The organism is Pseudomonas sp. SA233 (genome assembly GCF_054792385.1).
Window position 1 is genome coordinate 5,144,929 of record NZ_CP096449.1, and the last position, 25,574, is coordinate 5,170,502.

Sequence of the window (25,574 nt, forward strand, 5' to 3'; positions counted from 1 at the left end):
CCAAATTAATAGCCTTCCAATTTCAACCAACTCCAAAGACCTATGAGCGACAAAAAAATAGCGACATGAACAAACCACAAGCCCACAAGCATACGGCGCAAACCACCAGGAAATTTCTTTACATCCTGAAGATCCAAAAGGCCTTTACGAATGCAAATCGCCCTCATCGACAACATTACGGATGCGGAGCCGGTACGCATCACTTTACCCAGCAAACCCGCCTGACCAAAAATCTTTTTATTACCAGAAACCATTGAACTATTAGAAAGCAACGACTCTATGTAACTCACATAGCGAACTGAAATATAAACCCATATAAATATGACCATGAACATAGCCATCATTAAAGGAAGACCTAACCACCTGGCGTCGAAGCCAATCATTGCATCACCTCATATAACAACTCACCAAACATCTCACCGATATCACCTACGACCGAACCGCCTGCAGCACCACCCACGGCGCCTCCAATGACAGTACACGCGAGGGCCCCCGGACCGCCTGTCGTCACTCCGAGGAAAAGTACGCATCCAGTTCCCCCTAGAAATCCACCAATCGACCCGCCCGCGATCGAGCCCCCCCGTACTGCCGACCAGAGAGACTCCTTCCACATACTTGGCCTTTCTGCAATCTTCAGAGCGTCCAAAGGTACATGCATGATGGATACTTAGCCCTGTTGAAGCCACGTCGAGCCCCAAGCCGATATAAGTGCCCTTCTTTATCAGACTTGCCGCTTTCGAGACGCCAGCAATCTTTTCGGCATATCCAGCAATCTCACCTGTATGTAGGTAGCTCTTGGTAGATATCTCGAGCGCTCTTTTCACCGATCCCTTATTTTGCAGGCCCGAACCATACGCAGCCATGTTGTTCAACTGCCCTTCCAACTTCATAAACAATGCCACTCTCTTGGCATAAAATTCGTCACGCGCTTTTAGCGTGCCGTTTTTCAAATACTCCCGATGTAATATCTCGATTTCTTCCAACGTCCTCTTGATCGCATCGAGGTATCTGCTCCAACCATCGCTCACAACGCCTGCCCCCATGGAGGTATGAGAGAGCAAGCCTTTCAACATCTCATAGTTATCCAGAAAGAAGTCATCCACCCCAGCGCCATTGATCTCAAGCTGATGGTGTATCCCCGCCGCCTCTGCCATCAAATATGCTTCATGGCTCGTACAGGATGGGGTACTGGGATCTCCAACAATCACCAGCTCCCCTCCGACAACCACGCTATTGACGATATGCGCATTCAACACATCAAACTTGGCCCGCTGATTGGCCGACATCGGCGTGCCGGCCTTCAACGACTCATAGGATTGTGCCTGGGGATTGATGAAGCTACGTGCCTCGGACATGGTCGCACCTCACGCATATTTCTTGTTGCTGATGCGATCCCAGCCGCCGGTCACATTGCCGCCGGCACCGCCATCGAGGCGTTTCTGACGCGTGTAGGTGGTCTTGATGCGGCCATAGTTCAGTTGCACCACCTCCATCGGCACGCCGGCACTGGCGCTCTGGGTGTAGTCGGCGATAATCACTTCTTCGAGGACGACCTCGTAGTACTTGAACTTGTCGCCGCCCGCTCGGCACAGCACCAACTTCACTTCTTTCAGGTGCTGGCCGGCACAACTGGCTTCCAGCAACTTGCAGCTGGCGCTGTCCAGGTGCTTGGTGAAAGAGAAGTTGGTGAGGGTGGTGCGGCCTGATGATGCGCCGCCCGCAGAACTGGCGGTGGCAGAGGTGCTCTGGTTGGCACCAAACTTATAGCCAGCGATCTCGATCCAGTTAGTGAACTGCTCGTCCAGCGCCTCACCAGCGATTTCGTTGATTTGAATATAAGCATCGAAAGCCATGCTTACCTCTCCCTGGTAATGTTTGGGCTGATAACGACAACGCTCTGACATTGTCGTCTTGCGGTTGTGCCTGAAAAGCTCACGGCGGATTAGCGCTGTCGCCTCAAGGCCCGGTTGACACTAGTTCCCTGTGCCAAGCCACGCAATAGCACGCGCTCACCAAGGCAGACTTTGGGAAGTTACCTACAACATCAGGTAAAAATTCTGATTTATCAGGTAAGAATCTGCTGCTTATCGACGCTCGAAACGATGGCCCTGCAAGTTGCTCAGCATCCGCCGCACGATCACGCCATGAACCCATCCAACCGGTACCATGTACAAACGCCCAAAGGTGTTGAAGCACTTCACCGAGGTGGTCACGTTCAACTGCGGGAAGCCGCACTCCCCTGTCGACACATCCATGCAGACCATGACGGCTAGGTGCGTATCGCGCGAGGTCAGCACCAGTTGCTGGTCGCTGATGGCCTCGACAGTGAAGAAGTCCAGACCCTCGCCGACGGCTGGTACATGCTCTGGATCGCGGCGAGTGAAGCCGTGGATATCGGCGACATTGAAACGACGTGAGATGAAGTCGCGAATGTGAAAACCCAAGGCCAGCCAGCCGGGGACGTCCGAGGTCATGGCGCAGTAGGCTTGCAGGGCGGTCAGCGGTACCGTCAGCTGCACGCTGTCAGTGTGGAGAAAATCCAGGCATGCCTTGGCGGCGACCAGTTGGGCGGACATGAGCAACTCCCTTTGTCATGTGTCGCCGACAGCTTAGCAACATGACTCGCTGTAGGAGCGGCCTTGTGTCGCGAAAGGGCTGCGCAGCGGCCCCGGCAATTTCAGCGTTCAAGCAGAAGTCCCGGGGCCGCTGCGCAGCCCTTTCGCGACACAAGGCCGCTCCTACAGGGACCGCATCAGGCTCTGAATTGCCCCAGGCTGGCACGCAGCTGTGCGGCCAGGTCATCCAGCACCTTGCTGCTGGCGGTGGTCTGCATCACCACCTCGGCCGAGCGTTCGGCCTGGGCGTGTATGGTTTCCACCCGTCCACGCACTGCCTGCGCCCCGCTCGCCTGCTGCTCGGCCGCCCGGGTGGCCAGGCCGATGGCCGCATGCACCTGCTCCACCGCTGCCTGCACCGACTGCTGGCGGCGCTCGTTGTCACGCAGCACCAGCAAGCCTTCACTGGCCTTGAGACCCGCCTGGCTGATGGTGGCGACGGCTTCCTTGGCGCCCTTCTGCAGCGCGGCGATATGCGCCTGGATATCACCCGTGGAACTTTGCGTCTTGCTCGCCAGCGCCCGCACCTCATCGGCCACCACGGCAAACCCGCGCCCGGTTTCGCCAGCACGGGCGGCTTCGATGGCCGCGTTCAAGGCCAGCAGGTTGGTCTGCTCGGCAATGCCGTGGATCACCGTCAGCACCACTTCGATCTGCTCGCTCTGCTTGGCCAGGCGCTCGATCACCTGGGAGCCGGCCTCCACCTGCCCGGCCAGGTTCTCGATCAAACCGGCTAGCTGGGTTGATGTGCGGCTGTTCTCGTCAGTTGCCTGGCGGATATCCACCACCTGCTGCAGGGCTGCCTGCATCGCGTGGCTTTCAGCCTGGGCCTCGTCGGCCATGCTTGACAGGTCGCGCAGGCTGGCCGCCACTTCATCGCGTTGCAGCGCAGCGGCAGCATCGGCGCCGGCATTGCGCTGGGCCATTGCGCCAATCTCAACGCCGGTACGCTGCGCCACCTCGCCGGCCTCGCGCACGATGGGCTGCAGCTTGTCGACAAAGCGGTTCACCGCCGAGGCCATGTCGCCGATTTCATCGCGGCTGTCGAGCAGCACGCGCTTGGTCAGGTCGCCTTCACCGGCAGCGAGGTCGTCGAGTGCAGCGATCAGCAGGCGCAGCTTGCTCAACACCCGCCGGCCAAGCACCACGGCTACCACCAGCAGCACCCCCAGGCCGACCAGCACCAGCCCCAGGCCGATGCGCCAACGCAGCTCTGCAGCAGCATCGCGAACCGTCTGTGCTGTATTGGCCTGCATCGCGGCGGCGCTGCCCTGGGCCTTTTCCAAACGCTCGCGCAGGGTGTTGCCACTCTCGGCCGCAGCACCGACCAGGCTGTCACCGACCAGTTGCTCGCCACTGGTGATAAGGGCGGCGAAGCGCTGGTCGAGCGCCTTGAGCTCCTGGTCGATGCCAGCCGTGGAAACACCCATCACCACCTTGCCGATTTCCGCACCATTGGGGCTGATCGAGGCCTCGACGAAGTACACCGCCGGGTCCCGCCGTGCCGCGTCGATCACCTTGTCCAGCGCACGCTCGCCCTGACCTTTTTCCATCAACGCCTGGTTGATCGGGTTCTGCCGGTTCAGGTAGCGGGTAAGGTGCTGGCCCTGAGCGTCGTCGTAAACCACAAAAAGCACGTTGGGGTTGCGCTGGGCGCGGCGCGCGAAGTCGGAGAGCACCGGCACATCGTTGTCCCAGATCGCCCGCGGGGCGACCGAAGCCAGCAGCTCGGCCATATCGTTAGCGGAGTCCTTGAGGTTCTTCTCCAGCGTGCTCCGCAGCTGCTGCTGCTCGCTTTGCAGGCGTGCCGACAAACCTGCACTCAGGCGCTGGCGGGTGCTGCTGGAGAGGCCGTCGAGGCCTGAGCGCACATCTTGCCCGGCTTGCTCCAACTCACTGGCGAGTTGGCGGCTGTCATTGCCCAGGCGTTCACCCAGGTCGGCTTCCAGGGCGGTGACCGTGCTTCGGGTAAGCGCAACGGCGACCAGCACCTGCACCAAAAGAGCGATACCAAGGGCAACAAACACAGGCCGCAAAAGGCGGCTTCGTAACAGTGAGAGGATGGCAGACACGGTGTAACCCTCGTGTTTTCTGGCGCCACTATTCTGATGGCATCTACAGAAACTTCTTACAGCAAGGGTTGTGCCGGGGGCAGCAGGGAAATGTGCCAAGGTCTAGCAATGAGGTTGCCCGCACGGGCCTCTTCGCGGGTGAACCCGCTCCCACATGGACCGCGCAGGTCCTGAGGACTGTGCAGGACCTGTGGGAGCGGGTTTACCCGCGAAAGGGCCGGGACAGGCAGACCCCACAAATGAAAACGCCGCAGCCCCTTTCAGGGCTACGGCGTCAGATCAGCCTGGAAGGCAGATCAGGCGAACGGATGACGCAGCACGATGGTCTCGTTGCGGTCCGGGCCGGTGGAGATGATGTCGATCGGCGCGCCGATCAGCTCTTCGATGCGCTTGATGTAGGCGCGAGCGTTGGCTGGCAGTTCTTCCAGGGTTTTCACGCCCAGGGTCGACTCGCTCCAGCCTGGCATCTCTTCGTACACCGGCTCCAGGCCGATGTAGCTGTCGGCATCGGAAGGCGCGTCGATGACGGCACCGTTCTCGTTCTTGTAGCCAACGCAGATGTTGATGGTTTCCAGGCCATCCAGTACGTCCAGCTTGGTCAGGCAGATGCCCGAGATGCTGTTGACGTCGATGGCGCGACGCAGGATCACGGCATCGAACCAGCCGCAACGGCGCGCACGGCCGGTGGTGGAGCCGAACTCATGGCCACGCTTGGCCAGGGTAGCGCCAGTCTCGTCGAACAGTTCGGTCGGGAACGGACCGGAACCTACGCGAGTGGTGTAGGCCTTGGTGATACCCAGGATGTAGTCCAGGTACATCGGGCCAACGCCAGAACCAGTGGAGATACCGCCAGCGGTGGTGTTGGAGCTGGTGACGTACGGGTAGGTACCGTGGTCGATGTCCAGCAGCGAGCCCTGGGCGCCTTCGAACATGATGTCCTTGCCGGCGCGACGCAGGTTGTGCAGCTCGGCAGTGACGTCGAGCATCATCGGCTTGAGCTGTTCGGCGTAGGCCATGCATTCGTCCAGGGTCTGCTGGAAGTCGATGGCCGGCTCTTTGTAGTAGTTCACCAGCTGGAAGTTGTGGTAGTCCAGCAGCTCACCCAGCTTGGCGGCGAAACGCTCGCGGTGGAACAGGTCGCCCACGCGCAGGCCGCGGCGTGCGACCTTGTCTTCGTAGGCTGGGCCGATACCGCGACCGGTGGTACCGATCTTGGCTTCGCCGCGGGCTTTTTCGCGGGCCTGGTCCAGGGCAACGTGGTACGACAGGATCAGCGGTGCAGCCGGGCTGATGCGCAGGCGCTCGCGCACCGGTACGCCCTTCTCTTCCAGCTTGGTGATTTCACGCATCAGGGCATCCGGGGCAACGACCACGCCGTTGCCGATCAGGCACTGTACGCCTTCACGCAGGATACCGGACGGAATCAGGTGCAGAACGGTCTTTTCACCGTTGATCACCAGGGTGTGACCCGCGTTGTGGCCACCCTGGTAGCGCACTACGGCGGCAGCATGTTCGGTCAGCAGATCGACGATCTTGCCTTTGCCCTCATCACCCCACTGGGTGCCCAGGACGACGACATTCTTACCCATTACATTGGTCCTCATTCACGCAAACTTGGTTGCCGGCCTACTGCCGGCGCAGAAACTCACTGGGCCAGCGGCAGAACCTGCCAGCGCCCGTCTTGCTGAATCAATTGCCGATCACAATCCGCCTCGAGAGCAGCACTCAACGGTTGGCCAGGCAGGGCCTGGACCACACGCTGGCCCTCGTTGCGCAACTGGCAGACTTGCTGCCAGAGGGCCGCGTCGCCACTGTCCGGCATCCAGATGCCGCCAGTTGGCAATACGACCTCCGCTCGCCCCAGTGTGACCAGGGTCTTCAAATCCGTGGAGAAACCGGTGGCCGGGCGGGCCCGGCCGAAATCGGCGCCGATGTCGTCATAGCGCCCGCCCTGGGCGATCGATTGGCCTTCGCCCGGCACGAACACGGCGAACACCACGCCTGTGTGATAGTGGTAACCGCGCAGCTCGCCGAGGTCGAAGTACAGCGGCAGGTCCGGGAAGCGCGACGCCAGGCGATCGGCGATCGCCAGCAGGTCGTCCAGCGCCGCCAGCACGCTGGCCGGGGCTCGGCCCAGGCGCACACGGGCTTCGGCCAGCACTTCGCGACCACCGCACAGTTCCACCAGCGCGCGCAGCATGTTGCCCAGGTCCTTCGGCAGGTCGGCGGTCAGCACCTGAACCTCATCCACGGCCTTGCGCTGCAGGGCGTCGAACAGCTGCTGCTCGACCGCGCCGGACAGGCCGGCAGCACGGGCCAGGCCGCGGTAGATACCGACGTGGCCCAGGTCCATGTGCACATCCGGCACATCGGTCAGCTGCAGCGTGGCGAGCATCAGGCTGATGACTTCGACATCGCTGGTGGGGCTGGCATCGCCGTACAGCTCGGCACCCAGCTGGATCGGGCTGCGCGAGGTGGACAGGGCACGCGGCTGGGCGTGCAGCACGCTGCCGGCATAGCACAGGCGGCTCGGGCCTTCACGGCGCAGGGTGTGGGCGTCAATGCGCGCCACTTGCGGGGTGAAGTCGGCGCGGAAGCCCATCAGGCGACCGGACTGCGGGTCTACTACCTTGAAGGTGCGCTGATCCAGGTCCTGGCCGGCGCCGGTGAGCAGCGACTCCAGGTACTCGATATGCGGGGTGACGACCAGCTCGTAGCCCCAACTCTGGAACAGGTCCAACACCTGGCGGCGCGCGATCTCGATTCGCGCGGCCTCAGGTGGCAGTACTTCCTCGATGCCATCTGGCAGCAGCCAGCGGTCTACCGTTGCCATTACGCCATTTCCCCTCTGGTCCGGGCGGCTTGCCAGCAGGCGAGCCGTCAGTAAAGCCGGTATCGCGCACAGCAGCGGGCAGCACTGATCCCAGCGCAGCCACCGTACCCGACACCCTCGAATTGCCTTGCGACCTGACCAATCCGCCAACTGGCGGTTTGCCAATCAACCTTGCAGACGCAAAAAAGCCGGGAAATTTCCCGGCTGCCTCATCATACACCCCTTTTCATTCAGGATGCACCCCGCCTGGCGTTTTAGCTGCCAGGCGGGGCGCCGCCGCATGAAAATCAGGGCCTGAGCATCACGGCCTGCTCTTGTCCAGGAAGCGGAAGAACTCGTTCTTCGGATCCAGGACCAGCACGTCGCTCTTGCTCGAGAAGCTCTCGCGGTACGCCTGCAGACTACGGTAGAACGCATAGAAATCAGCGTCCTGGGTGTAGGCCTTGGCGTAGATGGCAGCCGCCTGGGCATCGCCGTCACCGCGGGTTTCCTCTGCTTCGCGATAGGCCTCAGCCAGCAGTACGCGGCGCTGACGATCGGCATCGGCACGGATACCTTCAGCCAACTCGTTACCCTTGGCGCGGTGCTCGCGGGCTTCACGTTCACGCTCGGTGCTCATGCGGTCGAACACGCTGCGGTTAACTTCCTTCGGCAGGTCAATGGCCTTGACGCGCACGTCGACCACCTCGATACCCAGCTCCTTGGCGGCCATGCGGTTCAGCGAAGCAGTGATGTCAGCCATCAGCGCGTCACGTTCACCGGAAACCACTTCGTGCAGGGTACGTTTACCGAACTGGTCACGCAGGCCGCTTTCCAGACGACGCGACAGACGCTCGTCGGCGATCTGTTTCATGCCGGATGTGGCGGTGTAGAAACGTTCGGCGTCCTTGACGCGCCACTTGGCGTAGGCGTCGACCATCACCGCTTTCTTCTCCAGGGTCAGGAACCGCTGGGTCGGGGCGTCGAGGGTCATCAGGCGGGCGTCGAACTTGCGCACCTGGTTCACGTACGGAATCTTCACGTGCATGCCCGGCTGTACATCCGCCTGGACCACCTTACCGAAGCGCAGCAGTACCGCACGTTCGGTCTGGGACACGATGTAGAAGCTGTTCCAGGCCACGATGGCCAGGACCACGGCGGCGATCAGGGCGATCAGCGATCTGTTGCTCATCAGCGGCTCTCCCTAGTGCGCAGCGGCTGCTGTTGCTGTTGCAGGTCCTGCGCCGCACGGGCGGCCGCATCGTTGACCGATGGCGACACGCTGGTGGTCGGCGCGGACGGGTTGCGGCTGCCTTCGACCATCTTGTCCAGCGGCAGGTAGAGCAGGTTGTTCTGCCCGTCCTTGGTTGCCACCATGACCTTGCTCGAATTGCTGTAGACCTCTTGCATGGTCTCCAGGTACAGGCGCTGACGGGTCACGTCAGGTGCCTTGCGGTACTCGGCGACCAGCTTGGTGAAGCGATCGGCCTCACCCTTCGCGCGGGCAATGACTTCGTCGCGGTAACCGTTGGCGTCCTCGATGATGCGCTGGGCCTGACCGCGGGCTTCCGGCACCACGCCATTGGCGTAGGACTCGGCCTGGTTGCGGGCACGCTGCTCGTCTTCACGGGCTCGGATCACGTCGTCGAAGGCTTCCTGCACTTCACGCGGGGCTGCCGCGCTCTGTACGTTGACCTGGGTAACGCTGATACCGGTGCGGTAAGTATCGAGGAAACGCTGCAGACGTTCGCGGATATCCACGGCCATCTGTTCACGGCCTTCGGTCAGCACCTGGTCCATCGAGGTGGAACCCACCACGTGGCGCAAGGCACTGTCGGTCGCGTGCTGCAGGCTGACCTCAGGCTGGTCGACGTTGAGCACGAAGTCCTGCAGGTTGCTGATCTTGTACTGGACGGTCAGCGGTACCTCGACGATGTTCTCGTCTTCGGTCAGCATCTGGCCCTGCTTGGTATAGGCACGCTCGCGCGTGACGTTCTCCATGTACTTGCGATCGATCGGCGGGAAGTAGATGTTCAGGCCGGGACCGACCGTCTCATAGTACTTGCCGAAGCGCAGCACCACGGCCTGCTCCTGCTCGTCCACCACGTACACCGCGCTGTACAGCCAGATTGCAGCCAGCACCGCCAGGCCGATGCCCAGCAAGCCCAGGCCACCGCCCTTGCCGATATTGCGGTCGCTGCCGCCACGTTTCTTGCCGCTGCCGAACATGCCGTTCAGGCTGTCCTGCAATTTGCGGAAGGCCTCGTCCAGGTCCGGTGGACCTTTCTTGTCACCACCGCCGCCACCGCCATTCCGGCGACCGCCCCAGGGATCCTGATTGTTCGAGTTGCCACCCGGCTCGTTCCAAGCCATAGCGCTCTCCATCTGATAAAGCAAAGACGCGCCCACGGCGCGCCGTCCAATGCTACAGAATGCCTGTCACTGCTGCCCGGCGACCTCGACGAGCATTTATTGCAAAGTGTGTTGCTCGACAAACACTTGCGGCTCCATGCCTTCGCGGCTGACCAGGCGATTCAGTTCGACCATGGGCAGTCGCACGCTCAGCAGGCTGCGCCCTTCTTCATCATGCTCTTCACTCTGCACGGCACCCAAGGCAAAGAATTGCGCGCGCAAGCGGGCAAAACGCTGCTCCAGACACAGGGTACCGACAAACAGATCATCCCCCAGCAACTCGGCAATCGCCTGGCCGACCAGCTCCAGGCCACGCCCATCGCGTGCCGATACCCAGACCCGTTCCGGCTTGCCATCGGCATTGCGCTGGATCTGCGGCTCGACATCTTCGAGCAAGTCGAGTTTGTTATACACCTCGAGGATCGGCAACCCTTCGGCACCAATCTCGCCCAACACCGCCAGCACCTGCTCGATCTGCTCCATGCGCTCCGGCTCATGGGCGTCGATCACATGCAGCAACAAGTCGGAGTTGCTCGACTCTTCGAGCGTAGCCCGAAATGCCTCGACCAGCTTGTGCGGCAGGTGGCGAATGAAGCCCACGGTGTCGGCCAGCACGATCGGCCCCAGGTCGTTCAGCTCGAGCCGGCGCAGGGTCGGGTCGAGGGTGGCGAACAGCTGGTCCGCGGCATACACCTCGGATTCTGTCAGGGCGTTGAACAGCGTGGACTTGCCGGCGTTGGTATAACCCACCAGCGATACCGACGGAATGTCCGCACGCTTGCGCCCGCGGCGTGCCTGCTCGCGCTGGCTGCGCACCTTCTCCAGGCGTGACTTGATCTGGCGAATGCGCACCCGCAACAGGCGGCGGTCGGTTTCCAGCTGGGTTTCACCCGGGCCGCGCAGGCCGATACCACCCTTCTGTCGCTCAAGGTGGGTCCAGCCGCGCACCAGCCGCGTGCTCATGTGCTCGAGCTGGGCCAGTTCGACCTGCAGCTTGCCTTCATGGGTACGCGCCCGTTGGGCGAAAATATCGAGGATCAGCCCGGTGCGGTCGAGCACACGACACTCGAACACACGTTCGAGGTTGCGCTCCTGACTGGGCGTGAGGGTGTGATTGAAAATCACCAGGTCTACCTGCTCGGCATGGACCAGGTCGTGCAACTCTTCGACCTTGCCACTGCCAATCAGGTATTTGGCGGAAGGCTGATGCCTTGCCACCGTGACCAGCGAGACGATGTCGGCACCGGCCGACAATGCCAGCTCCTGAAACTCCTGCGGGTCTTCGCGCGCCTCAGGGTTCTGACCTTCCAAGTGAACGAGCAACGCCCGCTCACCACCACCGTGGCGCTCAAAGAACAATGCAGGCTCCTATCAGGCGTTGCCTGGCTCGCTGTCGCCGTGTTCGGAATCGGACGGGCTTGGCAGACGAACCGGACGGGCAGGAACCACGGTCGAAATGGCGTGCTTGTAGACCATCTGGCTGACGGTGTTCTTCAGCAGTACCACGAACTGGTCGAAGGACTCGATCGAACCCTGCAGTTTGATGCCGTTGACCAGATAGATGGATACCGGGACCTTTTCTTTTCTCAAGGTGTTCAAGTAAGGGTCTTGTAGCGAATGCCCTTTTGACATATGCCGCACTCCTGTAAGGATAAATAATAGAAAATCAAGAAAATCGATAAATTAGGCCGCCCCTTCGCAAGAATAGACGGCAATCAGCAGGGACTCAGCTCAATATGGAGATGGCCCCAAGGTATTTCAAGGTGCGGGACAGATTGTCGCAGGCCAGGCTGTCAAGCCAGTGTACTTCAGGCCAGCCACGCAACCAGGTGAACTGCCGCTTGGCCAGCTGCCTGGTGGCAATGATACCGCGTTCACGCATCTCATTCTCAGTCAGCTTGCCGTCCAGGTAATCCCAGACCTGCCGATACCCCACTGCCCGTATAGACGGCAGCCCGGCGTGCAAGTCACTTCTGGCTCGCAGCGATCGGACCTCGTCGACGAAGCCCTGTTCCAGCATCTGTGAAAATCGTAACGCAATTCGCTGATGCAAAATGTGACGATCTGTAGGAGCAATCGCCAAACTCGCGACAGTATAGGGCAAATGTCCGCCAGCGCCTGCGTCTGCGCCGCGACTTTCCGCGAATTGACGCTGTCGATGTGCCGTCATGCTCTCGCCACTCACCCGGTAAACCTCCAACGCCCTGATCAATCGCTGCGGGTCGTTGGGGTGGATACGCGCCGCCGACTCAGGGTCAACCTCGGCCAACTGGCGGTGCAACTCGGCCAGCCCCAGCGCTTCGGCCTGGGCTTCCAGCTCGGCACGCACCGCGGCATCGGCCGCCGGCATATCGGCCAGGCCATCGATCAACGCCTTGTAATAGAGCATGGTGCCGCCCACCAGCAACGGGATCTTGCCGCGTGCGGTGATCTCGGCCATGGCTTCCAGGGCATCGGCACGGAACTGCGCAGCCGAATAGCTTTCGGCCGGGTCGCGAATGTCGATCAGCCGGTGCGGGTGGGCGGCGAGGATTTCTTTGGAGGGCTTGGCCGAACCGATGTCCATGCCGCGGTAGACCAGCGCCGAATCGACGCTGATCAGCTCGCACGGCAGTACTTTGGTCAGCTCGATGGCCAGGTCGGTCTTGCCGGCCGCCGTCGGGCCCATCAGGAATATTGCAGGGGGCTTGCCACTCATTTCATCGACCGCGCAGGAAGAGTTTGTCCAGGTCGTCCAGGCCCATCTGGGTCCAGGTGGGGCGACCATGGTTGCACTGGCCGCTGCGCTCGGTGTTTTCCATGTCACGCAGCAGGGCGTTCATCTCGGGGATCGCCAGGCGCCGGTTGGCGCGCACGGCACCGTGACAGGCCATGGTACCGAGCAGCTCGTTGAGGTGCGCCTGGATACGGTCGCTGGTGCCGTATTCCATCAGGTCGGCGAGTACATCCTGCACCAGGCGGTTGGCCTCAGCCTGCTTGAGCAAAGCCGGGATCTGGCGGATAGCCAAGGTCTCGGGGCCCAGACGCTGCAGTTCGAAACCCAGCCGCTGGAACCACTGCGCGTGCTCTTCGGCGCAGTCTGCTTCACGCTGGCTCAGGGCCAGGGTCTCGGGCACCAGCAGCGGCTGGCCGCTGAGGCCTTCGCTGGCCATGGCCACCTTGAGGCGCTCGTACATGATGCGCTCGTGAGCGGCGTGCATGTCTACCAGCACCAGGCCAATGGCATTCTCGGCCAGGATGTAGATACCCTTGAGCTGCGCCAACGCGTAGCCCAGCGGGGGAATATCGCCCTGGCTTTCAGGCAGCGTCGTCGGCACCGCGCCTTCATCCAGCGGTTTGTAGAACTCGCGATACACCGCCTGTGCCTCGGCGGCCGGCAGCGGCTGCGAGGGGCGCGGCGTGTACTGGTACTGGTAACCCGCACCACTACCACCGCTGGAGAATGACTGCTGCAGGCCACGCGGCTGCTCGAGCACCGGCGAGGCCAGGCGCATTTCGCCCTGGGGGCCGAACTCACCGGCCTGCGGGCCCGTGGGGCGGACCACTTCGGGTACGGCAACTGGCGCCGCCAACTGGTCTTCCGGGCGCACATCGGCCAGGGCGCGATGCAGGGTGCCATACAAGAAGTCGTGCACCGAGCGCCCCTCACGGAAACGCACTTCGTGCTTGGTCGGGTGCACGTTGACGTCGACGCCGTTGGGCTCCAGCTCCAGGAACAGCACAAAAGTCGGGTGCCGACCATTGAACAGCACGTCGCGGTAGGCCTGGCGCACGGCGTGGGCGACCAGCTTGTCGCGCACCGCACGGCCGTTGACGAAGAAATACTGCAAGTCTGCCTGGCTGCGCGAGAACGTCGGCAGGCCGACCCAACCCCAAAGGCGCAGGCCGTTGCGTTCCACGTCGATCGGCAGCGCCTGCTCCATGAAGCCCGGACCGCAGATGGCGCCTACCCGCCGCGCACGGGCGGTTTCATCGTGGGCCTCGTGCAGGCTGAGGATGCTCTTGCCGTTGTGGCGCAGGTGGAAGCCGACATCGAAGCGCGCCAGCGCCAGGCGCCGTATCACTTCCTGCAGGTGATCGAATTCGGTTTTCTCGGCTTTGAGGAACTTGCGCCGGGCCGGGGTATTGAAGAACAGGTCGCGCACTTCCACCGAAGTACCCACCGGGTGCGCCGCCGGCTGCACCCGCGGGGTCATGTCCCGGCCTTCGGTTTCTACCTGCCAGGCCTCGGTAGCGCTGGCGGTACGCGAGGTCAGGGTCAGGCGCGCCACCGAGCTGATCGAGGCCAGGGCCTCACCACGAAAGCCCAGGCTCAAGACCCCTTCCAGATCCTCCAACTCACGGATCTTGCTGGTGGCGTGACGGGCCAGGGCCAGCGGCAGGTCGTCGGCGGAGATGCCGCTGCCATCGTCTCGCACTCGCAGCAGCTTGACGCCGCCCTGCTCAACTTCCACGTCGATACGCCGGGCGCCGGAGTCCAGGCTGTTCTCCAGCAACTCTTTGGCGACAGAGGCCGGCCGCTCGACAACCTCGCCGGCGGCAATCTGGTTGGCCAGCCGCGGGCTGAGCAGCTGGATGCGCGAACCGCCACTCATTGGGAGGCCAACGTGGTAGCAGGGATATCGAGGCGCTGGCCGACCTTCAGCTCATCGGTCTTGAGGCTGTTGGTGCTGCGCAGGCTGGTGACGCTGACCTGGTAGCGAACGGCAAGCATCGCCAGGGTCTCGCCAGGGCGCACCGTATGCTCACGCGGGCCAGCGGCGATCTTGCCGGTATCGCGCAGCCAGGCGATGTAGGTGCCTGGCGGCGGGTTCTGCTGGAAGTACTGGCGCACACCGGTATGGATCGAACGGGCCAGGGCCTGCTGATGGCTGGCGGTGGCCAGCTTGGCAGCTTCGTTGTTGTTCGAGATGAACCCGGTTTCAACGAGGATCGACGGAATATCCGGCGACTTCAGCACCATGAAGCCGGCCTGTTCCACCCGCTGCTTGTGCAGGGAGGTAATGCGGCCCATGTTGCCCAGCACCTTCTGCCCGACATTGAGGCTGGAGCTGAGCGTGGCGGTCATCGACAGGTCGAGCAGCACGCCGGCCAGCATGCGGTCCTTGTCGTCGAGGCTGACGTTACCGGCACCACCGATCAGGTCGGAACGGTTTTCCGTGTCGGCCAGCCAGCGCGCGGTCTCGGAGGTAGCGCCGCGGTCGGACAGGGCGAACACCGAGGCGCCAAAGGCGGCGCGGGATGGCGCGGCGTCGGCATGGATCGAGATGAACAGGTCGGCGCCCTTCTTGCGGGCGATTTCCGTGCGCTTGCGCAGTGGGATGAAGTAGTCGCCGGTACGGGTCAGCTCGGCCCGGAAGCCTTTTTCGCTGTTGATCTGGCGCTGCAGTTCCTTGGCGATCTGCAGCACGATGTCTTTTTCATGCTGGCCACGCGAGCCGGATGCACCCGGGTCTTCGCCGCCGTGACCGGCGTCGATGGCAACCACGATGTCACGCTTGCCGTTGGGAACCGGCGGCAGCTTGATGGCAGGCTGGGCCGGGGTCACCGGTACTGCTGGCGTGGTTGCAGGCGTTGGTGCCGGAGTCGGGGCCGGAGTCGGCGCGCTGGCCGCGATGGCGTCAGCCTCCTGATCGTACAGGTCGACCACCAGGCGGTTGCCGTACTGGGCATTGGGCGCCAGGGTGAAGCTTTTTGGGGTGACCGACTTTTTCAGGTCGACCACCACGCGCAGGTCTGTCGGGGTGCGCTGAGCCGAACGCACGCTGCTGATCGGCGTATTGGAGGTAGCCACGTTCAGTGGCGCGGCCAAGGTCGCGCCATTGATGTCGATAACCAGGCGATCAGGTGCGCTCAGGGTGAAGACGCTGTGCTGCACGGGGCCAGACAGGTCGAAGACCAGCCGCGTGTTGTCCGGCGCGCGCCACAGGCGCATGCTCTTGACTTGAGTGACGGCCAGAGCGTCAACGGTCACCGTTGTCAGCAGCAGCCCAACGATGGCGACCAGTGCGCGTATGCGCATACCTACCCCACTTACTGTTTATAGTGTTCGGCCAGTGCCACGCACCAGGCCTCGCCGCGAGCCCCCTGCGGCGAAAGGTTCAGCGAGCGTCCGCCCGCTTGGGGGCTTATGGTAATGGTCAGGTCGGGCTTTGGCAAAACGCCCGCTCCCTTTTGTGGCCACTCGAACAGGCACAGCGGGTCGCCCTCGAAATAGTCACGAATGCCCATGAACTCCAGCTCTTCCGGATCGACCAGGCGATACAGGTCAAAATGGAACGCCCGCACCTCACCGATCTCGTAAGGCTCGACTACGGTGAAGGTCGGACTTTTCACTGCACCAGTATGGCCCAGGCCACGAATCAGGCCACGCGACAGCGTGGTTTTGCCCGCGCCCAGGTCACCTTCCAGAAAAATCACGCCGTGACCGCTGGTCACCTCGGCCAGTTGTGCGCCGAATTTGACCGTGGCCGCTTCATCGGCCAGAAACAGGTTTAAGCCAGACACGCAGAATGCTCCTCCAACAACTCACGAATGACCGGCGCCAGATCGCTGGCAGCCAGGCCTCTACCTTTTACGCCCAGACGCTCGCCGGCACAGGCGTGCAGCCATACCCCCAGCCCCGCGGCATGCCAGGCATCCAGGCCTTGGGCCAACAGCGCCGCCAGCACGCCGGTCAGCACATCGCCCAGGCCGGCACCGGCCATGGCCGGGTGGCCACGTTCGCACAACAGCAGTTGCCCGGCCGGGTCGGCTACCAGAGTGCCGGCCCCCTTGAGCACGCAGACGCTGTTGTAACGCCGCGCCAGCTTGCGTGCAGCGCCCGGGCGATCCGCCTGTACAGCCTCGGTGGAAATGCCCAGCAGCCGCGCTGCCTCCCCTGGGTGCGGGGTAAGGATGCTGCCACTGGGCAGGGCCAGCGGGGTGCGCGCCAGCAAGTTCAGGGCATCGGCGTCCCACACCTGTGGGCGCTCGGCATTGGCCACCGCCGACAGCAGGCTGCGGCCCCAGGCTGCCTGGCCCAGGCCAGGGCCGACCACCAGCACCGAAGCGCGCTCCAGCACGCCCATCAGCTGGTTGGCCGAAGTGGCGCCCTGGCACATGACCTCGGGCAGGCGCGCCAGGCTGGCAGTCACGTGTTCAGGCCGGGTCGCCACGCTGACCAGCCCCGCGCCACAGCGCAGGGCGGCCTCGGCACTGAGCAGCACCGCGCCGCCGGTACCGAGGTCGCCACCGACCACCAGTACATGGCCGAAGTCGCCTTTATGGGCATGCGCATGCCGTGCCGGCAGGTGCGCGACAGTCACGCTGCTGAGCAATTGAGGGGTATGGCTGGGGTGTTTGGTCTGCGGCATGGGGTCAAAGGCTCCAATGTCTGGCAGAATTATACGCACCTGAGCCCGTATTGCCTTGCCCATCCATGTCCGCCTGTACGCCTGACCTCGCCCAACTGGCCCAATCCATCAAGATTTGGGGCCAAGAACTCGGTTTTGCCCATGTTGGCATCGCCGGGGTAGACCTTGGCGAACACGAACACCATTTGCAGCGCTGGCTCGACGCCGGCTACCAGGGCGAGATGGATTACCTGGGTGCCCACGGCAGCAAGCGTGCACACCCAGAGCAACTGATCCCTGGCACGGTACGCGTGGTATCGCTGCGCATGGACTACCTGCCGGGCGACACACAGATGGCGCAGCGCCTGGCACAGCCCGAAAAAGCCTACGTATCGCGCTACGCCCTGGGCCGGGATTACCACAAGCTGGTGCGCAAGCGCGTGCAGTTCCTGGCCGATCGCATTCAGGAAGCCATCGGCCCGTTCGGCTACCGCGCCTTCGTCGACAGCGCTCCGGTGCTGGAAAAGGCCCTGGCCGAGCAGGCCGGGCTGGGCTGGATCGGCAAGAACACCCTGCTGCTCAACCGCAAGGCGGGCAGCTACTTCTTCCTCGCCGAGCTTTTCGTCGACCTGCCGCTGCCGGTGGACGAAGCCACCACGAGCGAACACTGCGGGCGCTGCCAGGCCTGCCTGGACATCTGCCCGACCCAGGCCTTCGTCGGGCCGTATGTGCTGGATGCACGGCGCTGCATCTCCTACCTGACCATCGAATTGCGGGGGCCGATCCCCGTCGAGTTGCGTTCGAAGATGGGCAACCGGGTGTTCGGTTGCGATGACTGCCAGATCGTCTGCCCGTGGAACCGCTTTGCCAGGCACAGCCAGGAACAGGACTTCCAGCCACGGCACGGGCTGGAGAATGCCGAGCTGGCGGAGATGTTCCTGTGGGATGAAAAGACCTTCCTGCGCAAGACCGAAGGCGGGCCATTGCGCCGGGCCGGGTATGAGCGCTGGTTGCGCAACCTGGCGGTTGGGCTTGGCAATGCGCCATCGACTATCCCGGTGATCGAAGCGCTGAAGGCGCGGCGCGAGGATGCCTCTGAGCTGGTGAGGGAGCATGTGGAGTGGGCGCTGGCGCAGCACGGCATTTCGTAGCCCCCCTGAGGTAGATTGTCCAGCCCTTTGGGCTGCGTTATCGCACAGATAACTGAATTCGCAAGCGATCCTCGTACCCTGTGGGAGCGGCTTTAGCCGCGAAGAATCCAACGCGGTGCATGGCACCGGCTACGCCGGTGTTCGCGGCTAAAGCCGCTCCCACAGGGGGCGCATGTCAAGGCTACTGCTGGTCGTTGTAGTGGAACTTGGGCATTTCCCAATGGAACCGAATCGCCAGCAGCCGCACCAGGAACCCGCCAAACAAGGTCAGCAGCATCGCCTGCTCCGCCGGCACCTTGAAATACACGCACCCCAGGTAGAACCACGCCGCGGCAAACGACACACTGGCGTACAGCTCGCGGCGGAACACCAAGGGAATATCGTTGCAGAAGATATCCCGCAAGATCCCGCCAAATACCCCGGTGATCACCCCGCTGATCGACGCCACCAGCATGCCCTGCCCCATCTCCAGCGCGGTCATGCAGCCGATCAGGGTAAAGGCCACCAGCCCCAGGGCATCGAGCACCAGGAACAGCGAGCGCAGGCGGCGCATCATCGGCGCGATGAAAATGGTCAGCAGCGCCGCACAGCTGGTCAGCACCAGATATTCAGGATGCTTCACCCAGGTCAGCGGGTAATGCCCGAGAAGCACGTCACGCACCGAGCCGCCACCCAGGGCGGTGACGCAGGCAATCAGCACCACGCCGAACCAGTCCATGCCGCGGCGGCCTGCAGACAACGCGCCGGTCATGGCTTCGGCGGTGATGGCGATGAGGTAGAGCATCAACAACATGGTGCGGGGTCCGTGCGGGCGTGCGAGAAAGGCGCGCAGTCTAACCAGTTGCCCATGGCACCAAAAGAGGGCGCAGATACAATATCTGCGCCTTTTCGGCTCACACCTTGATGAAGTGCTCGCGATAGTGGCGCAGTTCGGCGATCGATTCGCGGATGTCGTCCAGCGCCAGGTGGGTGTTGCCCTTCTTGAAGCTGTCGCGCACATCAGGTGCCCAGCGTGCAGCCAGTTCCTTCAGGGTCGAAACATCCAGGTTGCGGTAGTGGAAGTAGTTTTCCAGGTTGCGCATGTGCCGGTAGAGGAAGCGGCGGTCCTGGCAGATGCTGTTGCCACAGATCGGGGACTTGCCTTTCGGTACCCACTGCTCGAGGAAGGCAATGGTCTGCGCCTCGGCTTCGGCCATGCCGACCTTGCTCTCGCGAACGCGCTGGGTCAGGCCCGAAGCGCCATGGGTGCGGGTGTTCCACTCGTCCATGCGCGCCAGCACTTCGTCACTGTGGTGGATGGCAATCACCGGCCCTTCGGCCAGGGTGTTCAGTTCGCTATCAGTGACGATGGTGGCCATCTCGATGATGACGTCGCTGTCCGGATCCAGGCCGGTCATTTCCAGGTCGATCCAGATCAGGTTCTGTGGGTTTTGCATGCGGGGGCTCCTCGTATAGGCCGTCATAGTAGCGTAGTGGCCAAGGCACGCCCATTCACGGTGCGAAGGTAAGCCAAATGGTCCGGCGCCTGGCGTGCTAAACTGCCTGCCGTTTTCAACCTGCCCCCACGCACGGAACCTTCATGGCCAAACGCCAGCTCAATCGCCGCCAGAACTGGCGCATCGAAAAAATCCAGAACGAGCGCGCCGCGCGTGCGGCCAAACGCGAACAGCACGTGCTGCAGGAACTGGAGGGTGGCGACCTTGGACCAGAGCAGTTGGGCCTGGTGATTGCGCACTTCGGTGTGCAGGTAGAAGTGGAAGCCCAGGACGGCGAAGCCGCGGGCCAGGTGTTCCGTTGCCACTTGCGCGCCAACCTGCCGGCGCTGGTTACCGGCGACCGCGTGGTATGGCGGGCGGGCAACCAGGGCATTGGTGTGATCGTCGCGCAGATGCCGCGCAGCACCGAGCTGTGCCGGCCTAACAACCACGGCCAGCTGAAGCCGGTGGCGGCCAACGTCGACCTGATCGTGATCGTCTTTGCCCCCGCGCCCGAACCGCACCCCAACCTGATCGACCGTTACCTGGTGGCTGCGGAGCACGCCGGCATTCGCCCGCTGCTGCTGCTGAACAAGGCCGACCTGATCAACGAAGAGAACGGCCCGGGCCTGCATGCGCTGCTGGAGGTTTACCGCGAGCTCGGCTACCCGCTGCTCGAGGTCTCGGCACATCACGGTGACGGCATGCAACGCCTGCAGCAGATGCTCGACGGCCACATCAGCGTGTTCGTCGGCCAGTCGGGGGTGGGCAAGTCGTCGCTGGTCAACAGCCTGCTGCCGGAGGCCGGCACCCGTGTCGGCGACCTGTCGGAATGGTCTGGCCAGGGTACCCACACCACCACCACCGCGCGGCTGTACCACTTCCCTAATGGTGGCGACCTGATCGACTCACCGGGCATCCGCGAGTTCGGCCTGGGTCACGTCAGCCGCAGTGATGTGGAGGATGGTTTCATCGAGTTCCGCGACCTGTTCGGCACCTGCCGCTTCCGCGACTGCAAGCATGATCGCGAACCGGGCTGCGCGCTGCTCAAGGCGCTGGACGAGGGGCGTATCAAGCAGCAACGGATGAACAGCTACCGCTCGATCATTGCCAGTTTGCCGGAAGACGCTTACTGACCGCTTGCACCCCAGGTTCTGCACAAGACTCGAGGGCTACGCCAATCCTGTGGGAGCGGGCGTGCCCGCGAAGCAGGCACCTCGGTGGTTGGCACGGGCTTCGCCCGTGTTCGCGGGCAAGCCCGCTCCCACAGGGTACGCGCTGGCTTCAGCTACAGCGCGATCCTGCAAGGTTTACTGGTCCTTGGCCTCATCCATCTTCAGCGTCCCCTCTTCGAAGATGTTCAGCTTCTGGCGCAATTCACGCGGCTGCATGGGGGCCTGCCCGGCCTCCCCTGGCACAGCCGGTGCCGCAGCGGCCGGCGGCGCGGGCTCGGCAGCCGGTGCTTCCGGCGCGCCCTGCTCGCCTTCGATATTGCGCTGGGCCTTTTTGGTCAGCACGATGATGTCGATGCGGCGGTTGACCGGGTTGAACGGGTCCTTGCGGTCGAACAGCGACGACGAGGCATAACCCACCACCCGCGCCACCTGGCCATCCGGGTAGCCGCCGGCCACCAGTGCACGGCGCGCGGCGTTGGCGCGGTTGGCCGACAATTCCCAGTTGCCGAACTCGCCACTGCCGGCATAGGGCTTGGCGTCGGTGTGGCCACTGATGCTGATCTTGTTCGGCACCGCCTTGATGGTGTCGGCCATCGCCAGCAGGATGTCCTCGAAGTACGGCTGCAGGCGCGCGCTGCCAATGTCGAACATCGGCCGGTTCTCGGCGTCCATGATCTGGATGCGCAGGCCGTCCTGGGTGATCTCGAACAGGATCTGGTCCTTGAACTTCTGCAGTTGCGGGTTCTCTTCCACCTTGTTCTGCAGTTCCTGCAGCAGCAACTCCAGGCGCTCACGCTCGACCTGCTCGGCCATGGTCTCCACCTGGTCCTTGTCCAGCTGAATGCTGGTATCAGGCGTCGGCTCCGACTTGGCTTCGGGGTTGATGGTCTTTTCCGGCGCCAGCTGAGGCGAGCCGCCCAGGTCGATGACGTAGGGCGTTCCGCTTTCCGAGAAGCCGATCGGGTCCTTGAAGTAGCCGGCAATGGCGATCTTCTGTTCCGGGGTGGCCGTGGACAACAGCCACAGCACCAGGAAGAACGCCATCATCGCCGTGGCGAAGTCGGCGAAGGCGATTTTCCAGGCGCCGCCGTGGTGGCCGCCGCCAAAGCGCTTGACGCGCTTGACGATGATGGGCTGATTGTTCTCCATGACTCAGCGACCGCGAACCGCTTGTTCCAGTTCGGCGAAGCTTGGGCGGTGCTTGGGGTATAGCACCTTGCGCCCGAACTCGACCGCCAGCGAAGGCGGCATGCCCGAGGCCGAGGCCACCAGCGAAGCCTTGATCGATTCGTAGAGGTTCAGCTCTTCCTTGGCATCGTGCTCCAGGCACTTGGCCAACGGGCCGAAGAAACCGTAGGCCGCCAGAATACCGAAGAAAGTACCCACCAGCGCCGCACCCACATGGAGGCCGATGGAGGCCTGGTCACCATCGCCGAGCGAGGCCATGGTCACCACGATACCCAGTACCGCCGCAACGATACCGAAGCCAGGCATGCCGTCGGCGATGCCGGTCACCGCATGGGACGGGTGCTCCAGTTCTTCCTTCATGCTCAGCAGTTCCATGTCGAACAGGCCCTCGAGTTCGTGCGGGGCCATGTTGCCGGTGGACATGATGCGCAGATAGTCGCAGACGAACGCGGTCATGCGCTCATCGGCCAGCACCGTCGGGTACTTGGCGAAGATCGGGCTGGCGGCGGCATCCTCGATATCGGCCTCGATGGCCATCATGCCTTCGCGCCGGCTCTTGTTGAGAATTTCGTACACCAGGCCCAGCACTTCCAGGTAGAAGGCGTGAGTGAAGCGCGAGCCGAACATCTTCATCGACTTCTTGATGACGTGCATGGTCATGTGGCCAGGGTTGGCCTGCAGAAATGCACCAAAGGCCGCACCGCCGATGATCAGTACTTCGAACGGCTGGATCAGTGCCGCGATCTTGCCGTGGGAAAGCACGTATCCGCCGAGCACGCTCGCGAATACGACGATGATGCCGATAATTTTAGCCATAGGTTCAAAGCACTTGCTGTCGTGGTCAGGGGAAGAGACGGGAGCTTTAAAACTCTTCTTCTACTTATCGGCAGAACTGCGCCAGACTATAGCCACTCAATGCGAAAAGCCAGTTCGGACTGATGTCAAAATGCCAATTGAAACCAAGGTGCCCGCTCAGGCTCCACGTACGCTAGAGGCCTGGGTAAAGCTGCTCGAGAGTGTTCGCATCCCCGTGCCGAAGCACAGCTACGACCGGGTCATGGCCGCCATCCACGATAGCCGCCGCTCGCTGCGCGATATCGCCGAACTGATGCAGGATAGCCCGGCACTGGTGCTGTCGGTGATGCGCGAAGCCAATCACCCCACCAATGCCAGCCTGGCCGAGCCCGCCGAAAGCCTGGAAGTCGCCCTCAACCGCCTGGGCCTGGAGCGCAGCGAACAGCTGCTCAAGCGCCTGCCAGCCGTGCCCGTCGAAGAGATCCCGCCGGTACTGTGCCAGTTTCAGCTGATCAGCCAGCACGCCTCGCAGCAGGCCAGCGGCCTGTTCGCAAGCCGCCTGGCACGGCTGTGGCAGGAAATCCACTGGGGCAGCCTGTTGTTCCTGTCGCCACTCTGGCCGCTGGCGCTGGCCTACCCCAAGCTGCTCGATACCTGGGAGCTGCGGGTTATCCACAAGGGCGAAGACGCCGCCCATGTCGAGGAAGAACTGTTTGGCGTGCGCATCATGGAGCTGTGCCAGACCATGGCGGAGTACTGGCGCCTGCCACAATGGGTGACCCAGGGTTACCGCCTGCTGCTGGAAGAGCGCGAACAACTGGCCCAGGTGCTCAGTATCGCCCGCGACCCGGATCTGCTCAGCCAGCAACACCGCCTGGACGCCGAGCCTGGCCTGCGCCGCTGGTTCAACCAGCCGGCCAACACCGTGCTGCTGGCAAACAACCTGGCCCTGGCGGCACAAGTGGGCTGGGACAACCCGCACCTGTTGCGCTGGCAGCTGCTGACCGCACTGTACCTGCAGACCTCGCTGGACGACGTGCAGCAGCAGGTGCACCAGCAGGCTGCGGCCAGCGCCCGCCGCCATGCCCAGCATGCCTTGTTCCACCCGGCCGAAGCGCTGATCTGGCCCTGGCACCAGCGCCGTCCGCACCCAGACATGCTGGCTCCGCCACCTCCCACAAGCGACGAACTGGCGCGCTGGCGCAAGCTGTGCCAAGACCTTCTGGCCCAGCCCAGCCCGTTCACCAACAGCGTGCACCTGGCCACGCAGGTTATCGAGGCCCTTCTGGCCTCTGGCATGCAGCGGATACTGCTGCTGAGCCTGGACAAGGCCAACGACCAGCTGCGCGTGCAGCAGATGGCCGGCCTGCCCAAGGAAGCCGGGGCGCTGGTACTGCCGGTGGCGCAGAACAAACTGCTGCAAAAGCTGCTGGCCAAGGCCGGGCAATTGCGTATCACCCCGGAAAACCACAGCCAGTTCTCGGCCCTGCTGCCGGCCCCGCTGCGTGCCTTGTTCCGCAGCGAGCACGTGCTGCTGCGCTCGCTGGCGGTGGCGGACCAGGTGCTGATGCTGATGGTCGCTGACCAGGGCTGCCGGCCGCTGGCCGATATCAGCGTGCAAGCCTTCGGCAAGACCGCACAGTGCACCGAACGGGCGCTGTCGGTGTTTGCCAACCGCAAGGCCTGAGCCTTGCGCTACAATCGCCCCTCTTTCCACACTGGAGACCGTGGATGACTGACTTTTCCGGCCTGCCCCTGGTGATCGAAGCCGCGGACCTGCTGCCGCGCCTGGATTCGCCACAGCTGATCCTGGTCGACCTGAGCAGCGCCAACCGCTATGTCAGCGGGCATATCCCCGGCGCACGCTTTGTCGAAGGCAAGCGTACTCAGCTCGGCCAGCCGCCTGCGCCCGGCTTGCTGCCGGCCCAGGCCGATCTGGAGAAGCTGTTCAGTGAACTCGGCCACCGCGAGGATGCGGTGTATGTGGTGTACGACGATGAAGGTGGCGGCTGGGCCGGGCGCTTCATCTGGCTGCTCGATGTGATCGGGCACAAGCGCTATCACTACCTGAACGGCGGCATCCAGGCTTGGCCGGCCGACAAGCTCTCCACCGAAGCGCCCGCCAGAGCTAATTCCCCCGTGCAGCTGCGCATCGACACGGCACCCACAGCCACCCGAGAGTACCTGCAAAGCCGCCTGGGCGCGGAAGATCTGGTCATCTGGGATGCTCGTGGCCCGCAGGAATTCCGCGGCGAGAAAGTACTGGCAGCCAGGGGCGGCCACATTCCCGGCGCGATCAACTTCGAGTGGACGTCCGGCATGGACCTCAATGACCACCTGCGCATACGCAAGGATATCGCCGAAGTCCTGCAGAAACTGGGCATCACTCCTGACAAGGAAGTCATTACCCACTGCCAATCCCACCGTCGCTCCGGTTTCACCTACCTGGTGGCCAAGGCCCTCGGCTATCCACGGGTCAAGGCCTACGCCGGCTCGTGGAGCGAATGGGGCAACCACCCGGACACGCCTGTAGAAGTCTAAGGAA

23 protein-coding genes and 2 pseudogenes are annotated in these 25,574 nt (G+C 62.9%); 4 read left to right on the top strand and 21 right to left on the bottom strand.

The window, feature by feature from the left end; genetic code table 11:
- Nucleotides 1-5 precede the first annotated feature (5 nt).
- From M1D87_RS23630 to M1D87_RS23710, 17 genes and pseudogenes are all read right to left on the bottom strand, one after another.
- Nucleotides 6-383, bottom strand: coding sequence for a hypothetical protein (locus M1D87_RS23630; protein WP_015271999.1), 378 nt, complete (start codon nt 381-383; stop codon nt 6-8).
- A pseudogene (locus tag M1D87_RS23635) lies at nt 380-1,355 on the bottom strand (hypothetical protein). The gene M1D87_RS23630 and the pseudogene M1D87_RS23635 overlap by 4 nt, the downstream one beginning before the upstream one ends.
- Before the next feature lie 9 nt (nt 1,356-1,364).
- On the bottom strand, nt 1,365-1,853 hold the full coding sequence (locus M1D87_RS23640) for an Hcp family type VI secretion system effector (RefSeq protein WP_123084749.1): 489 nt from the start codon (nt 1,851-1,853) through the stop codon (nt 1,365-1,367).
- Nucleotides 1,854-2,084: 231 nt separating this feature from the next.
- Complete coding sequence (locus tag M1D87_RS23645; RefSeq protein WP_123084750.1) at nt 2,085-2,576, bottom strand: DUF2867 domain-containing protein; 492 nt, start codon at nt 2,574-2,576, stop codon at nt 2,085-2,087.
- A gap of 176 nt (nt 2,577-2,752) precedes the next feature.
- On the bottom strand, nt 2,753-3,637 hold the full coding sequence (locus tag M1D87_RS23650) for a methyl-accepting chemotaxis protein (protein WP_371034222.1): 885 nt from the start codon (nt 3,635-3,637) through the stop codon (nt 2,753-2,755).
- Nucleotides 3,638-3,658: 21 nt separating this feature from the next.
- A pseudogene (locus M1D87_RS23655) lies at nt 3,659-4,351 on the bottom strand (methyl-accepting chemotaxis protein); the annotation flags it as partial.
- Between the two features lie 632 nt (nt 4,352-4,983).
- On the bottom strand, nt 4,984-6,276 hold the full coding sequence (locus tag M1D87_RS23660) for an adenylosuccinate synthase (RefSeq protein ID WP_013974430.1): 1,293 nt from the start codon (nt 6,274-6,276) through the stop codon (nt 4,984-4,986).
- Between the two features lie 56 nt (nt 6,277-6,332).
- A complete protein-coding gene (locus M1D87_RS23665) occupies nt 6,333-7,520 on the bottom strand; it encodes an ATP phosphoribosyltransferase regulatory subunit (RefSeq protein ID WP_013974431.1) in 1,188 nt (395 codons plus the stop codon).
- Between the two features lie 301 nt (nt 7,521-7,821).
- On the bottom strand, nt 7,822-8,691 hold the full coding sequence (gene hflC / locus M1D87_RS23670; protein ID WP_013974432.1) for a protease modulator HflC: 870 nt from the start codon (nt 8,689-8,691) through the stop codon (nt 7,822-7,824).
- On the bottom strand, nt 8,691-9,872 hold the full coding sequence (gene hflK / locus M1D87_RS23675) for an FtsH protease activity modulator HflK (RefSeq protein WP_039612437.1): 1,182 nt from the start codon (nt 9,870-9,872) through the stop codon (nt 8,691-8,693). The genes hflC and hflK overlap by 1 nt, the downstream gene beginning before the upstream one ends.
- Nucleotides 9,873-9,968: 96 nt before the next feature.
- Nucleotides 9,969-11,270: a ribosome rescue GTPase HflX gene (gene hflX / locus M1D87_RS23680; protein WP_015272005.1), complete on the bottom strand. Its 1,302-nt coding sequence runs from the start codon at nt 11,268-11,270 to the stop codon at nt 9,969-9,971.
- Nucleotides 11,271-11,282: 12 nt separating this feature from the next.
- Nucleotides 11,283-11,543, bottom strand: a complete 261-nt coding sequence (hfq, locus tag M1D87_RS23685) for an RNA chaperone Hfq (protein WP_003258160.1) — start codon at nt 11,541-11,543, stop codon at nt 11,283-11,285.
- 94 nt (nt 11,544-11,637) lie between these two features.
- The gene (miaA, locus tag M1D87_RS23690) at nt 11,638-12,609 is read right to left on the bottom strand and encodes a tRNA (adenosine(37)-N6)-dimethylallyltransferase MiaA (protein WP_013974436.1); all 972 of its coding nucleotides are present in this window, start codon (nt 12,607-12,609) and stop codon (nt 11,638-11,640) included.
- A gap of 1 nt (nt 12,610) precedes the next feature.
- Nucleotides 12,611-14,506, bottom strand: a complete 1,896-nt coding sequence (gene mutL, locus M1D87_RS23695) for a DNA mismatch repair endonuclease MutL (protein WP_123084751.1) — start codon at nt 14,504-14,506, stop codon at nt 12,611-12,613.
- A complete protein-coding gene (locus M1D87_RS23700; protein WP_013974438.1) occupies nt 14,503-15,933 on the bottom strand; it encodes an N-acetylmuramoyl-L-alanine amidase in 1,431 nt (476 codons plus the stop codon). Before M1D87_RS23700 ends, mutL begins: the two co-directional genes overlap by 4 nt.
- Before the next feature lie 11 nt (nt 15,934-15,944).
- Entirely contained in the window at nt 15,945-16,397 is a 453-nt protein-coding gene (tsaE, locus tag M1D87_RS23705; RefSeq protein ID WP_374987852.1) for a tRNA (adenosine(37)-N6)-threonylcarbamoyltransferase complex ATPase subunit type 1 TsaE, read from the bottom strand.
- Between the two features lie 8 nt (nt 16,398-16,405).
- The gene (locus M1D87_RS23710) at nt 16,406-17,266 is read right to left on the bottom strand and encodes an NAD(P)H-hydrate dehydratase (RefSeq protein WP_123084752.1); all 861 of its coding nucleotides are present in this window, start codon (nt 17,264-17,266) and stop codon (nt 16,406-16,408) included.
- Nucleotides 17,267-17,331: 65 nt separating this feature from the next.
- On the opposite strand from M1D87_RS23710, the gene queG reads away from it, so the two are divergent.
- Nucleotides 17,332-18,396 carry a tRNA epoxyqueuosine(34) reductase QueG gene (gene queG, locus M1D87_RS23715; protein ID WP_085720917.1) on the top strand — a complete coding sequence of 355 codons (1,065 nt, stop codon included), beginning with the start codon at nt 17,332-17,334 and terminating at the stop codon, nt 18,394-18,396.
- 181 nt (nt 18,397-18,577) lie between these two features.
- Here the strand turns inward: queG and M1D87_RS23720 are convergent, their stop codons facing one another.
- Nucleotides 18,578-19,189, bottom strand: coding sequence for a trimeric intracellular cation channel family protein (locus tag M1D87_RS23720; protein WP_013974442.1), 612 nt, complete (start codon nt 19,187-19,189; stop codon nt 18,578-18,580).
- A 100-nt stretch (nt 19,190-19,289) separates the two neighbouring features.
- Nucleotides 19,290-19,832, bottom strand: a complete 543-nt coding sequence (gene orn, locus M1D87_RS23725; protein WP_003258152.1) for an oligoribonuclease — start codon at nt 19,830-19,832, stop codon at nt 19,290-19,292.
- A 143-nt stretch (nt 19,833-19,975) separates the two neighbouring features.
- Here orn and rsgA point away from each other — a divergent pair, with 143 nt between their 5' ends.
- Entirely contained in the window at nt 19,976-21,007 is a 1,032-nt protein-coding gene (rsgA, locus tag M1D87_RS23730; RefSeq protein ID WP_013974444.1) for a small ribosomal subunit biogenesis GTPase RsgA, read from the top strand.
- Between the two features lie 174 nt (nt 21,008-21,181).
- On the opposite strand, the gene motB is transcribed toward rsgA, so the two are convergent.
- Together motB and motA are read right to left on the bottom strand one after the other, a co-directional pair.
- Nucleotides 21,182-22,195 carry a flagellar motor protein MotB gene (motB, locus tag M1D87_RS23735; RefSeq protein ID WP_015272013.1) on the bottom strand — a complete coding sequence of 338 codons (1,014 nt, stop codon included), beginning with the start codon at nt 22,193-22,195 and terminating at the stop codon, nt 21,182-21,184.
- A 3-nt stretch (nt 22,196-22,198) separates the two neighbouring features.
- Entirely contained in the window at nt 22,199-23,050 is an 852-nt protein-coding gene (gene motA, locus M1D87_RS23740; protein WP_015272014.1) for a flagellar motor stator protein MotA, read from the bottom strand.
- A 130-nt stretch (nt 23,051-23,180) separates the two neighbouring features.
- Here motA and M1D87_RS23745 point away from each other — a divergent pair, with 130 nt between their 5' ends.
- A complete protein-coding gene (locus M1D87_RS23745) occupies nt 23,181-24,716 on the top strand; it encodes an HDOD domain-containing protein (protein ID WP_123084753.1) in 1,536 nt (511 codons plus the stop codon).
- Nucleotides 24,717-24,760: 44 nt separating this feature from the next.
- Nucleotides 24,761-25,570: a rhodanese-like domain-containing protein gene (locus M1D87_RS23750; protein WP_123084754.1), complete on the top strand. Its 810-nt coding sequence runs from the start codon at nt 24,761-24,763 to the stop codon at nt 25,568-25,570.
- The last annotated feature ends 4 nt before the right edge of the window (nt 25,571-25,574 follow it).